Here is a 13,414-nt window from a genome sequence, read left to right as displayed (position 1 = left end):
AAATAAAAACCGGCAGTGCCGGTAAATATCAATCGATTGGCTTCTGGTAGTAGTTGCCGTAGATCTTTTCCACACTGTTGATGGCAATGAAGGCATGTTCATCCGCCTTGCGTACATTCTCGACAACTTCCTTGAGCTGATAGGTATTGATCGTCGTGATCAGCATCCAGTGTACCTGATCGGTAAAGCCGCCTTCGCACTTGATCTTGGTGATGCCATGGCGGCATGTATGGAAGATCGCAGTGCAGACTTCATCCGGCATATTGGTCACAATATCCAGTGTGGTCAGCTTATAGCGCTGGTGCATGATATTGACGACCTGTGTGGAAACATACTGGAAGATGATGGAATACAGGGCAACCGACCAGCCATACAGACATCCTGCAATGACCAGAATCACCGCATTGGCTGCCAGCATGTAGTTCCATGTTTCCTTGTTGAATTTCATGGACAGCCAGATCGCGATGAAGTCAGTGCCGCCGCTGGAGGCATTTGACTGCAGGGCAAGGCCGATGGCAAAACCGTTGATCAATCCGCCAAACACCGCAATCAGCAGGATTTCATGGGTGATGACTGGCAGCTTGAGTACACTGGTGAAAAAAGATGTCAGTGTATACCAGATGACGGAGTACAGAATGAACTTGTGGCCGATCCTGCGGAAGACAAGAATGGTAACAAGGAAGTTCAGTACGAAGTAGAATACAGAGAAACTGATATTGATATGCAGAAATGTATTGCATACGGCAGACAAGAGACGAGACAGTCCGGCAAAGCCGCCTGGGAACAGATTGCCGCTTTTGACGAAGGAATTCATGCCAAAGGCATACAGCAGGCTGGAGGCAATAATCACAGCGATGTACTGGATATCCTTCTTGGTAAAGTGCATTCTGTCAATTTCGGCAGCGATCGGGTTTTGACGCATAGTGGTTCCTTTCCAGATTCTTCAGCGTTTCTGATAGAGGCTGGACAGGAAGATTTCACATCGTTTTACCTGGTTCCGGATCACTCTGACATCAACGCCGACTTCTATTTTAAGTCCTGATGAAAAAAGGACAAGAGAAGATATCTGATTTTTGGTGTGGACGGAAATGAGCCGGGAGGCATCCAGCCAGACGCAGTCCGGATTGGATGGAGATGTAGTTGGAAAATAAATGGTATTGAGGCGTTCTGACAGCAGGACCGGTGCTTTGCAATGAAAGCCTGTCAATGCCCGGTAGGCATCTTCCCTGCCCTTGCGGGTGCTGCCATACTGAATGCACAGATGGTCTAAAAAAACCTGAGGCTTGTCAGTGACTGTCTCTTTGTTTCCATCTTCAAACAATAGCGATGTCCGCTGTGTCTCAGGATCATACTGCATCATGACCGGAAGTCCCATATTACTTCTCCCTGCAGCTGCAATAGCCATCATGACAGCTGGTCTCCTGTTCATCCTGCGCACACAGAATCTCGATGGCTCTTGTGTCCATTGCGTTGGCGTCAATCTGAATCTTTGCGCCCATGGGCAGCGCATTGACGCCGATCACGGTACGGGCAGGATAGGGATCCTTAAACATCTGCTGGTAAACCTGATCCATCGCAGCATAGTCATTCATATCCGCAAGATACACACGTACCTGTACGGTATAGGAAAGATCCAGCCCCCGCAGGGCGAGAAGATGCTGCAGGTTTTCGATACAGCGTCTGGTCTGGCTGCTGATATCACCCGTGCTCATCGCGCCATCATTGTCCAGCGGCAGCTGCCCGGAAAGAAAGATGTAATCACAGACAGAAAGAGCCGGTGAATAGGCTCCCTGAACATGCGGTGCCTCCTGGGTCTGCAGCGTTTCAAATATCATAGGTTTCCTCCTGATCAGAAGAAGAAAAGATCGTCATCGTTCTCATTCCGGCCATCACTGATATCTTTCCAGAATGCATAATAGCGGTCTTTCTTTTTCTTAGACTTGCTTGTATGACTGCCATGCAGGAAAGAAACCAGAAGTACAAAGCCGATCACACAGAATATCACCATGACGGCAAGTGACAAATAGTCATTGAGCGATTCCAGCATATTTCCTTCACTGCCTTTCCATCATAGCCAACCACTGTGATGCTGTCCATCAGAGTGCTTTTCAAGGAAATCTGCTCCCTTGATAACTTCCGTCTGTGAACAGCCCGGGAAATCCAGCTGCTCCTCTACCGCATATACCATCAGAGCAACACAATTGGCAAGATTCAGGCTTCTGGCATTGGGCACCATCGGAATGCGGATGCAGTGATCCAGATTTTCTTTCAGAATCTGCTTGTCGATACCAGTGCTTTCTTTGCCAAAGACAAGATAAATATCTTTTCCATCCGCCTGATCTTTCCGATAATCAAAACTGTCAGGCCTGTGAGAGCCATAGCGGGTGACATAGTACATGGCACCTTGATGGCTTTGGATAAACGATGGCCAGTCATGCCAGATATCCCACTGCAGATCTTTGATGTAATCCATGCCTGCTCTTTTCAGATGCTTGTCATCCATATAGAAGCCAAGCGGTTCGATCAGGTGCAGGCAGATGCCAAAAGCACTGCAGGTACGCATGATATTGCCTGTGTTCTGGGGAATTTCCGGTTCATAGAGGACAACGTGGATCATGCTTTCACCTTCTTTGTATACAGTGTGTGCCATGGCATCCACAGCAGGATGCCAAGCAGCGCCAGCAGACCGCTGCTGAAAACGCAGATGCGCAGGACAAGGTGTTCAAAGAAGTCCTGCGGAAACATATTGATCATGATGGAAGAATTGGGATTCAGCAGCCAGTAATCATTCTTTGTAAACAGCAGTTCATGGAAATCATACCAGAAATCTGAAAAGTCACCCATGATCCAGATCGCAAGGAAGACAATCACAAGCAGTGTCAGGGAAATGCCTGCCTGATAACCTTTCTGCAGCAGTTTCTGACGGCCATTCGTTACCTTGATCAGCAGGATGGCAAAGCCTGCAGCAGTACCGAGAGCTAGGATATTGCGCACCAGCAGTGTTTTCTGATACAGGTCTTTCACATCGACCATGTGGGCTGTTTCCCGATCGTTAAAGACTTCCTGCGTACTGCCATTAACCTGTGCTTCAATAATGATGTCATCCCGCTTGTTTTCAAGATAGTCCAGAAGAACATCAGCAGCGGCAATGACATCTTTGCTGGCCATGCCTGTATTCTCTTCCACTTCTTCGCTGTTCAGCTCTTTGGCATAAAAGCTTCTGCTGAAACAGCACATCTGCACAGCACTCAGGATGAGAACAACAGAAAGCAGAAAGAACAGCAGACCGCAAAAGAAATTACAGTTTTTCTTCATCAAGCCACTTTTCCAGCTTGCTAACTGCTTTGCCGCGGTGAGAGATGGAATTCTTTTCTTCTTTGGTCATTTCTGCCATCGTCTTGTGGAGCGGCGGATAGTAAACGATCGGATCATACCCAAAACCGTTTTCACCCTTCGGCTCTCTGGTAATCTCGCATTCACAGATTTCTGAGAAGACAACCGGCTTCTGGTTTGGTCTTGTCACGGCAATGGCACATGTATAGTGGCAGCCGCGGTTGGTTTCATTGGCCATGCGTTCCAGGATGACTTTGTTCTTATAGTCATAGGGCGTATCATGGCCAAGATACCGGGCACTGTGGACACCTGGTTCACCGCCAAAGGCATCAATGCACAGACCGCTGTCATCCGCAATGGCCATGATGCCATAGCGCCTGGTTACAGCATCTGCCTTGATTACAGCATTTTCTTCAAAAGTCGTGCCGTTTTCTTCGATTTCAGGCATATCCGGAAAATCAGCAAGACTCTTGACAATATAGCCTCTTGGATTCAGCATCTGTTCAAATTCACGGATTTTTCCTTTGTTTGTACTTGCGACAACAATTACTTTTTCTTCACTCATGAGTTCGTTCCTTTCTGTCACTGAGATATTTGTTCTGATCTGCTGCCATAAATGCAGCAATCTCCTTCTTGATATCTGCGTCGATCTGACTGACTCTTCCCCTGTTTTTTACCATGGGATCAATCCAGCGCTTTTTGGCAGGGATGCACCGGGCATGGGGATCATCTGCACAAGATGGATAGACTGCGGACAGATGGCAGAAATTGATCCAGCGCTGGTGGTATGTTTCATCTTTGCACAGCAGCTGAATAAATGCCGGCTCATCTGTATACAGATCCTCTTCTTTGACAATGCCATCCTGCAGAGCGTCATGGACAATTTCGGCCAGGATCTGCATGGCATAGCGGTCAAAATCGGATGCATAGATCTGACCGCACTGCAGGCTGCGCTTTGCAAACAGAATAGCTGGCAGGCTGTGGATAAAGACAAGCTCATCTTTCTCCATCGCAAGATCAGACAGAATCCATTGTGCCTCAGACAGGGTGCCAAAGCCATAGTTGATCATGTTGCCAAGTGTATATTCCAGCCGGTCAATGCTGAGACGGCCGGTTGGATTGTCGCAGATCGGATAGCGGTGATAGTCCAGTGTTCCTGAAAGAGCAATGCCATATCTGGAAAGAATTGCTGGAATGTCAGGATCGCTGCGGATGATCCGTTCTCCTGCCTGTTCGGTGTACTCCTGCTTCAGATAGTCCTGATGAACAAAGTCGATGACATGAGAAAATACCGGTGTAGAGATGTCATGAAACAGACAGGCACATACGGCTTCTTTGCTTTGATGAAAGCGGATCGCGAGCAGTGCGGTGCCCAGGCTGTGGGTATAGCGGGAATATGCATGCATATGCTGAAACAGCGGATAAGATGTGTAGTTCATACCGCAGTTCATATCAATGCGCTGCAGTCTGCGCATGGCATTTGTTCCCGCCAGCTCATAAAGATCTTCCGGCATCACGTTTGCATATAGAGAAAGCAGTTCGTCCATCGTGTGACCATTATAAAACAGCGGCAGGATTTTGTCCCACCGCTGTTGGATAATCAGGTGTTTGTCTGCTCAGATCAGGAAGTACTTGATCACGAAGATGACAGCCAGTACATACATCAGTACGGATGTCTCATCTGTCTTCTTGCAGAGCAGGTGCAGGATGACCCAGGAGATGACACCGAAGGAAATACCTTCAGAGATGCTGTACGCAAAGGCCATCATGGTGATGCAGATGAAGCACGGGATTGCATCAACCAGATCGCTCCAGTCAATCTTGGAAACCTGCTGCATCATCAGGAAGCCGACAACGATCAGAGCCGGTGCTGTTGCAAAGGACGGAACGGTCAGGAACAGCGGGCTCAGGAAGAGTGCCAGCAGGAAGAGAACACCGGTTGTAACGGATGTCAGGCCTGTACGGCCGCCTTCGGCAATACCGGAGGAAGATTCAACGAATGTTGTGATGGTAGAAGTACCGCAGCAGGCACCAACAACTGTACCAACGGCATCTGCCAGCAGAACGCCCTTGATGCCAGGCAGTTTGCCGTTTTCATCGAGCATGCCGCTCTTGGAAGCACAGCCGATGACAGTTCCCAGTGTATCGAATACATCGACAAACAGGAAGGAGAACATCATGACAAAGAAATCCATCGGATGTTCGGCAATGAAGGCAAAGTCAAACTTGAACATTGTCGGTGCCATGGAAGCCGGTGCGGAAACAATTGCAGTCGGCAGAACAGAATAGAAACCAGCATCCGGGTTCGGCTTGTACAGACCGCACAGCTGGCAGATGATGCCAAGCAGCCATGTGACAAGAATGCCCCAGAGCATGTAGCCTTTGACGTTCTTCTTCAGCAGATAGAAGATCAGGATTGTGCCGATCAGCATCAGCAGAATCGTGATGCCTTCGCTGGAGAAGGTACCATCAGCCAGTGCACTCTTGAAAGAGAACAGACCGACCAGTGTGGAATCATTGTTTACAATGACATGTGCATTCTGCAGGCCGATGAACGTGATGAACATACCGATACCAACAGAGACAGCGACCTTCAGCGGACCCGGGATGGCATTGAAGATTGCCTCACGGATGTTCGTCAGTGACAGGATGATGAAGATGATGCCTTCAATCAATACTGCTGTTAATGCAGCCTGCCAGGAATAGCCCATTGTGCCGCAGATGGTGTACGCAAAGTAAGCATTCAGGCCAAGGCCGGCAGACAGTGCAAACGGCTTGTTGGAGAATGCCGCCATGCAGAAGCAGGCAATGGCAGATGCGACTGCTGTAGCAGTCAGAACAGAACCGGCATCCATGCCTGAAGCACTCAGAATGGTTGGATTGAGTGCCAGGATGTAAACCATCGTCATGAAGGTTGTAAGACCAGCAATGAGTTCTGTACGGACTGTTGTGTTGTTCTCACGGAGTTTGAAGATTTTTTCTAGCATATAGCCCCTCTTTCCTTGCCCGACATACCGTGAAAAACAAAAAAGCTGCGCTATTATCCCCATAACGCAGCTCATGTTTCTTGTGAACATCGTAGTCCGGCTGTTATGGCAGCCAGGTAGAAACACTTTCGCCAATCCGAAAGCATATACGATATGCAGGACACGAGTATTATAGCATTCATGCCACTGTTCACAAGATGTTAACATCTTCATTTTCAGAAAAGTACTGCATTAATGTAAGCGTTTTGTAACAATTCCCACGGCAAGCACTGCACATGCCCCTGCCATCAGGATCCGCCATGCCGTATGGGAAGTAATGCCTGTGGTCACCGGAATACGTGGTTCCAAGGCATCTGTCATGACAATCACCTGTGGATTCTCCTTTGTTCCCATTACTACAAACGGAATATCCTGTGCTTTCAGATATCCCTTTGGTGCTTCCAGTTCCCGCAGCACATACTTCTTTTCCGTGCTTACATAGGATGTCAGATCGAATGCGTTGTGCACGTCACTTTCAAAACGGACAGCTTCTTTTTCACTGCCATCATCATCAATTTCCATCACTGCCAGTTTTGCCCCGGCAAGCAGATTACCATTCTCATCGCATTTACGGATTTCAACTGGTGCCATAGCATCCACCATCTGCAGACAGATTGGCTCACCCGTACCTTCCGTTTCAACATGGAACAAAAGATCAGATGCGCGGTACACACCATTGATGATCTTCTCTTCATGAATCCGGTAATCTTTGCCAGCCTGCAGTGCTGTCTGGATCCGGTGGTTCTCATTTGCCGTTTCCCAGCTTTCCAGCAGTTCTCCTGTTTCCTGCTCATACAATTGCAGCACAGCACCAATGACCGGTCTGCCTTCATCATCAATCTTTTCAACGTCATACCGGATCTTTGCATTGACGATCTCCAGATGCAGATCTTTGTCTTTTTCAACCGTAAACACTTTTTCTTTGATGCCATAGTATCCGTTCAGGCCTGCTGTTTCCTTCAGCGTATAGGTTTTGCCAACGGTAAGATTGGAAAGTTTTTGCTCTGTGCCATCCGAGATGAGTGTATCAACGACATTGCCTTCTTCATCAATGATTTCAAAACTGACGCCAGACAAAGGACTGCCTTCATCATCGATCTTCGCAATCGTTGTCTCTACATCCTCCATGGAAAGATGCAGATTCTCTTTGCCAGGCGTAAAAGGAATGTCATTTGCCTTTGCATATCCTGCCGGGGCCAGATTTTCATGCAGAATATACTCTTTTCCTTCTTCCAGGTTGATGATGGCATGGGAAGAGCCGTCACTGATCCATGTATCAACTGTTTTTCCTGTGTTTTTTTCAATGACGCTCATATGGGCATCTTTGACTTCCTGGCCGCCAAGATCTTCCTTGGAGATTGTCACCTGTGTGTTTTTGACAGCAAGCCGATGACGGCCTGGCGTACCTGGCTGGCTGACATCAAATTCTTTCAGGCGGACATAGCCTTCTGGTGCTTCCAGCTCATACAGGATGTAGGTTTCCTGAGGATCAAGACCGGTGATGACAAAGGGATCCCTGCCCGATACCCATGCAGCAACCTCCTGATGATCTGATGCCCGCCGCAGTGACAGTTTCGCTCCAGTTAAGACTTGGCCATCCATATCTTCTTTGACAATTTCCAGATATGTCAGCTGATTGGTTACCTGGAGTTGCACATCATAGATCTCTGTGGTTTCATCCGTCTGTGAAATGACAATGGGAAATGACTTCTTCTCCACCAGAATGCCTGCCGGTGCTTCCAGTTCCTTCAGATCGTAGCTGCCCAGCGGGATCTGATCCAGAAGGTATGTGCCATCACTGTTCAGATAGAACGAAGAGAACAGTTCGCCCTTGTGCAGCAGGATACTGCCATCTGCCGGATCAATGATCGTATCTGCAGCGTACAGGCCGAATCGTACTTTGGAAAGATCCTGCGGCTTGACAAGAGATACATCTGACTTGATCTCTTCAAGTTTCTTCCGCAGATGCAGACGGCCATAGACCGGTTGATTGACAATCTCTCTGCGTACAATCTGGGTTCCATCCTCTTTGATTTCACTGATGCCGGATGCTTTGACTTCAATGCGCAGCGGGCTGGTTTTCACAAAACCTGCCGGTGTTTCCACTTCCTCAATCAGATAGATGCCTGCTTTGACTTTCAGTGGCGTCGTGACTGTGCCCTTTTCTTCATAACTTGCATAGATGGTGCCGGTTGGCAGAAACAGCTGCGATGATGCTGTTCGGAATGTATCCACAGTGCGCAGGCCGACTTTCTGGGTCACATAGACATTCATAGGCTTGCCAGAGCCATCCTGGATCTGCTTGATCTTGAAGGCAGCCGAACGGTACGTGATATACCTGCCGGTTTTCCCATCTGTCTTGATCAATTGCAGAGCATATTCCTTTTCATCATTGGTAAAGGATACCTGCTGAATCGGATTGTTCTGAGTGCCGGAAATACGGAATTCATACACATCCCGGCAGATTTCTGCTTCCTGATCCACGGCATGAATCTGTGCAGCAAGATAGGTGCCATAGGCAAGATCTTTTGAAGCGGCACGGCCGTCTTTACCTGTTGTCATGATGTCATATTCCATCGCTGCAAACTGATCCTTGTGCTGGATCGCTTCTGACACTGAACCATACTGCTCGACATACTTTTTCAGCACAACTGCAAAGACGGCACCTTCTTCCGGTTTGTCATCAATCTCAGAACCCGGTTTCTTATTGTAATGCTTATAGATGCCAAGTTTTCCAGATACCGGATTCTCTTTGGCCTGGGCATCAATGGACCGACGATTACCCACTTTCACCGTCTTGGAAAGAGAAAGCATAATCTTTTCTTGGGAAAGCAGATATCCTTCCGGTGCTTTTGCCTCAATGGCATAGTAGTCACGGTCAAACGGCAGACCGCGGATGATGTTGGATGAGCCATCCGCTTTGATTACAAACTGATTGGTACCAGTCATACGGGCATCAATTTTCTGATTGGTCTTTGCATCATACACATCATAGATGGCTCCGGCAAGGGTGGCATCTCCCTGTGCCCTGCCGGCAATGGCATCCACCTTATGAATCTGGATGGATGTGTCCGCTGTATTTGTCAGCACTTTGTGCACAGGATGATCAATCCGTTCCAAAGCACTGCCCAGTTCAATCCTTGCACCATTGTCAGCAAGATAGCCATCCGGTGCCTTGGTTTCCATGGCGTAGAAGCTTGTATAGGATGGATGGTAATACAGTTCAAATGAACAGTTTCCATTTTCATCAGTCAGCACTCTTGCCGGCTGACCATTTGTCATGGTGGCAACCGTGCCATTTTCATGGAACAGTGTGAACTCTGCCCCGGCAAGCTTGACAGATGAATCATAGCGGTCCTGTTTGGAAAAGGAAACACGGATCCGCTTTGGCTGGTTGGCAACGGGAATCACAATTTCTTTGTCACAAGCAGCTGTAAAGGTGACCGGCGGTGCACTCTGATATCCTTGCGGCGCACTGGTCTCCACAAGTGTATATCTGTTCCCTTCTTCCAGATTTTCCACCCAGTGGTCACTGCCATCGGAGGTCCATCTGTCTGCCACACTGCCATCTTGCCTGCGCACTTCAAAGACAGACCCAATCAACGGCTCACCGGTCACAGCATCCGTTTTCACAACTTTCAAACGGCCGTCTTTCATCTGGCAGGATGCTGTCTGACCAGCATTGACCACAACCGTAACAGGCTTTGCCTTGATGTAGCCTCTGGGTACTTCCAGCTCACGCAGTTCATATGTCCCGGGTGCGGCTTTGACAACATGCACACTGCCATCGCTGATCCATTCTTCTATCAGGAGGTCTTTCTGAAACAGACCAAGTCTTGCCCCGGCAACACCGGCACCAGAAGGATCTTTTTTCACAACTTCTGCACTTCCTTCCGGCATGGTCAGCTCAATCTCGCCGCCATACTGCACGGTACGGCCAACGGTCTGATAGTTTACGGTGACACCATTGTTGTATCCGGTAAGCGGACGGCCGCGCGGAGAGAGCAGCGGATCCGTGTACATAGAAATGGCAATGGTACCGGTGCTGCGGTCCAGGCGGGTAATCTCGGCATGGTAGGTGTGATAGACTGGTGCATACATGCCATAGACGGAAATATCTTTGGTTGGTCCAATGCCGCCGGGATTCAGACATTGCAGCATGATTTCACCGTTTGTAAACAGATGAGAAATCTCTGCCAGGCCGCCATCGAGCCAGCTGACATGGAATCGGTTGGCATAGATATCTTCATTGGACAGTGTGAGTCTGCCAGTGAAGGTATCACCCTGCTTTGCATTGGCAAACGATGATGGTGCTAATGCTCTTGCCAGTCTTCTTCGCCTGGGCGAAGTGCCATAGTGAAATGCCTGCGATTGTTCTTTGGTGGCAAAGCTAAGCTGCATCATCTTTGTATGTCCAAAGACCACAGATGCCTCTTCACTGACAGCCATGCCATCACCAATGGTCTTTGTACTGCCATCGCTATTGAACATGCCCCACATGGCAGTCACAAGACCTTCTTCTCCCGCAGCATAAATTGTGATTTCCTCATCCATGGCACCGGCAATTTCAGTGTCCAGCGGCACTTCATCCGAAACAGAAAGAACTTCTTCAGAGCCATCACTTCTGACAATGCGGATCGTACCGATGCCATCCGCACGGATGAGCATATGTTCGTTCTGTTCTAGTGTCTGTTCCTGACTTTGCTCAGCTGGAAAAGAGCTGATGGGATCAGGACTCTCCTCTGCTTGGACGGGTGCCATCCCACTGCCCAGCAGCAGGAATGCACCAAGCATTTTCAGCATTCCTTTACACTTCTTGTGCATACTTCCCTCCTTTTTCCTACAACAAGAAAAGGAACCGGTATTTCTCCGATTCCTCATGTCTACATCATACGTATTCCAAAAGAGATTTCAATCGTCACTGTCCGCCAGTACCGCCAGATCACATGGGTGCAGACCATGCAGATCCAGCTTGAACAGCTGACTGGCTGTTTTGGCAAGGAAGGAGCGGTCATGAGAGACCATGATGACCGTGCCGGGAAAAGATGCCACTGTGGAGGCAATCACAGGTGCTGAAAGCGGCGAAAAGTTCCGGGTAGGCTCATCCAGCAGAAGGACATTGTCATGTTCCAGTTGCATCTTCAGCAGAAGGATTTTACCCTTCTGGCCGCCGCTGAGAGTACGAATCGGACGTTCCATCTCTTCACTTGTATACCGCATCGCCCCAAGCATCTGCCGGGCATGTGTCACTTCCTCTTTTTTGCCAGAAGGACACAAAAAGGAAATGGCAGTGTCGTCTTCATTTAATATCTCATCATAGTTCTGCGGCATCCAGCCAATCCGCAGACTGTGATCGGCTTTCAACTGAGAATAAATCTCTTTCATCAGGGTTGTCTTGCCGCAGCCATTGCGGCCAATGATGGCAAGGTGAGCAGGACCGCGCACTGTCAAAGAGATATCCTGAGCCAGCACATGTCCATCAATGCATAATTGGGGAAGATGCAGATCCAGTACCATGCGGCCATTGGGAATGGCAGTGTCTGCAGGAAAACAGAACAGAATTGCCTCTTCTGTTTCCACCTTCTGATGCATATTCTCTTTTTCCTGATCCAGCCGTTTTCCCTGTGCCTTGATACTGTGCATCTTCTTTTTCAGCAATTGACCGGTATGTGGATCCTGGCGGGATACATTGCGCAGATCATGTTCCACCTGCTGGCGGACCCGCTGGTACTTCTCCATCTTTTTTGTATAGTTCTTCTGATCACTGACAGCCAGAGCATCCTGATGATGCAGATTCAATGCACGCTGTTGCAGATAGTCTTCATAACCGCATCCTGCCACGGTGATCCGTGCTGTCTGCTTTGCCTTTAACAGTTCCATATGCACGATCTTGTTGGCCGTATGGCGTAACAGAACCTCATCATGCGATACATACACAATGATACGATCCGGACAGGAAACCAGAAATTTCTGCAGCCAGTTTAATGTTTCAAGGTCCAGATCATTGGAAGGCTCATCCAGCAGTAATAACTGTGCTTTCGAAAATAAGAGCCGGCTCATGCGGATCTTGATACTTTCGCCACCGGATAAGCTATCCATCATCTGATCAGAATAGAACATCTCTACCGGCAGATTCACACTGGATGCAACAGAGGCAATCTCATCAGAAGCTGCATAGCAGAACAGCGGTTCCTCACACAGATATTCATACACAGTGCCAGGATCATGTTCTCGAATCTGGGTCAGATATCCTTTCTTTAACGAGCAGGAAAAAGATCCTGATACATCCGCATAATCCTTCACAAGCGAAGGATCATACATCCATTTCAGCAGTGTTGATTTGCCATTGCCCTCCTCACCAATCAGGGCACATACATCCCCCTTATTCAGGGTAAGAGAAAAGTCAGTGACCAGACTGCGCAGATCACTGCGGCATATAATTGTAAGATGATTGATTTGTAACATGCACACTCCGTTCTACTCCCACAATAAGCTGAAAACACAGCAGATTACGCGGGCAAATGCCAGGAGACAATTCATTTACCAGCAAAACTTAATTGCGCATGCCTATCACTTCCTGATTGCTCAGGCCTTTCTATGGGTGAAGATTGTACCATCCCAAAAGAACCGTGTCAAATTTCCGATTCTGCGGATCCATGTCACACTGTTTACAATCCAATGATGAAACTGGCTGGCATCTTCGGTATCTTGCGCAATGAAGACGAACGAAACATGATTGAGATCAGCAAGGTTTACCAGCAATACATCGGTTCCGATCAGAATAAATTGCGCGCGCAGGCGTGGAAGCAACGAAAATCAGACATCTGATTCAGGGCGAAATCCCGGACGGATGCCTTTTTTGATGCGTGTTTTGTGCTGACAATCTATTTAAACAAAAAGCAAAAAACCCAAAACGCACAAAAAGAGAAGCATAAAACAAAAAAAGTCCAAATTTTTCGGCAAAACATAGAAAATAATAGCAAATTTTCCAAAATCAGCCTGTTGCAGGTTCGCAGTAAAACAACTGAAAAAGACTTTATTTAAGTCTTTTTGCA

General features: G+C 48.1%; 12 protein-coding genes and 1 riboswitch. Of the genes, 1 reads left to right on the top strand and 11 read right to left on the bottom strand.

Annotated elements, in window-relative coordinates; genetic code table 11:
• Positions 1–28 precede the first annotated feature (28 nt).
• From MOZ60_RS07215 to MOZ60_RS07165, 11 genes are all read right to left on the bottom strand, one after another.
• A complete protein-coding gene (locus MOZ60_RS07215) occupies positions 29–922 on the bottom strand; it encodes a YitT family protein (RefSeq protein WP_245309507.1) in 894 nt (297 codons plus the stop codon).
• A 21-nt stretch (positions 923–943) separates the two neighbouring features.
• Positions 944–1,408: a competence protein ComK gene (locus tag MOZ60_RS07210; RefSeq protein WP_167836358.1), complete on the bottom strand. Its 465-nt coding sequence runs from the start codon at positions 1,406–1,408 to the stop codon at positions 944–946.
• Entirely contained in the window at positions 1,377–1,835 is a 459-nt protein-coding gene (locus MOZ60_RS07205; RefSeq protein ID WP_370596145.1) for a RidA family protein, read from the bottom strand. Before MOZ60_RS07205 ends, MOZ60_RS07210 begins: the two co-directional genes overlap by 32 nt.
• Positions 1,836–1,849: 14 nt before the next feature.
• On the bottom strand, positions 1,850–2,047 hold the full coding sequence (locus MOZ60_RS07200; RefSeq protein ID WP_108775743.1) for a hypothetical protein: 198 nt from the start codon (positions 2,045–2,047) through the stop codon (positions 1,850–1,852).
• 21 nt (positions 2,048–2,068) lie between these two features.
• The gene (locus MOZ60_RS07195) at positions 2,069–2,617 is read right to left on the bottom strand and encodes a tRNA (cytidine(34)-2'-O)-methyltransferase (RefSeq protein WP_277634676.1); all 549 of its coding nucleotides are present in this window, start codon (positions 2,615–2,617) and stop codon (positions 2,069–2,071) included.
• Positions 2,614–3,315, bottom strand: coding sequence for a TIGR01906 family membrane protein (locus MOZ60_RS07190; RefSeq protein WP_370596144.1), 702 nt, complete (start codon positions 3,313–3,315; stop codon positions 2,614–2,616). The genes MOZ60_RS07195 and MOZ60_RS07190 overlap by 4 nt, the downstream gene beginning before the upstream one ends.
• Positions 3,299–3,898: an XTP/dITP diphosphatase gene (locus tag MOZ60_RS07185; RefSeq protein ID WP_277009564.1), complete on the bottom strand. Its 600-nt coding sequence runs from the start codon at positions 3,896–3,898 to the stop codon at positions 3,299–3,301. Before MOZ60_RS07185 ends, MOZ60_RS07190 begins: the two co-directional genes overlap by 17 nt.
• Positions 3,891–4,880, bottom strand: coding sequence for an HD domain-containing protein (locus MOZ60_RS07180; RefSeq protein ID WP_370596143.1), 990 nt, complete (start codon positions 4,878–4,880; stop codon positions 3,891–3,893). Before MOZ60_RS07180 ends, MOZ60_RS07185 begins: the two co-directional genes overlap by 8 nt.
• Before the next feature lie 69 nt (positions 4,881–4,949).
• Positions 4,950–6,320: an NCS2 family permease gene (locus tag MOZ60_RS07175; protein ID WP_277008011.1), complete on the bottom strand. Its 1,371-nt coding sequence runs from the start codon at positions 6,318–6,320 to the stop codon at positions 4,950–4,952.
• A 72-nt stretch (positions 6,321–6,392) separates the two neighbouring features.
• A riboswitch (purine riboswitch) is annotated at positions 6,393–6,492 on the bottom strand.
• Positions 6,493–6,551: 59 nt separating this feature from the next.
• On the bottom strand, positions 6,552–11,183 hold the full coding sequence (locus tag MOZ60_RS07170) for a SpaA isopeptide-forming pilin-related protein (RefSeq protein ID WP_370596142.1): 4,632 nt from the start codon (positions 11,181–11,183) through the stop codon (positions 6,552–6,554).
• Positions 11,184–11,270: 87 nt separating this feature from the next.
• Complete coding sequence (locus MOZ60_RS07165) at positions 11,271–12,824, bottom strand: ATP-binding cassette domain-containing protein (protein WP_370596141.1); 1,554 nt, start codon at positions 12,822–12,824, stop codon at positions 11,271–11,273.
• Between the two features lie 132 nt (positions 12,825–12,956).
• On the opposite strand from MOZ60_RS07165, the gene MOZ60_RS07160 reads away from it, so the two are divergent.
• Complete coding sequence (locus MOZ60_RS07160; protein WP_370596140.1) at positions 12,957–13,187, top strand: hypothetical protein; 231 nt, start codon at positions 12,957–12,959, stop codon at positions 13,185–13,187.
• Positions 13,188–13,414 lie beyond the last annotated feature (227 nt).

Origin of the sequence: Grylomicrobium aquisgranense (genome assembly GCF_033971865.1) — a bacterium.
GTDB lineage: Bacteria > Bacillota_I > Bacilli_A > Erysipelotrichales > Erysipelotrichaceae > Bulleidia > Bulleidia massiliensis.
This window is presented reverse-complemented; position numbering and strand designations above follow the sequence as displayed.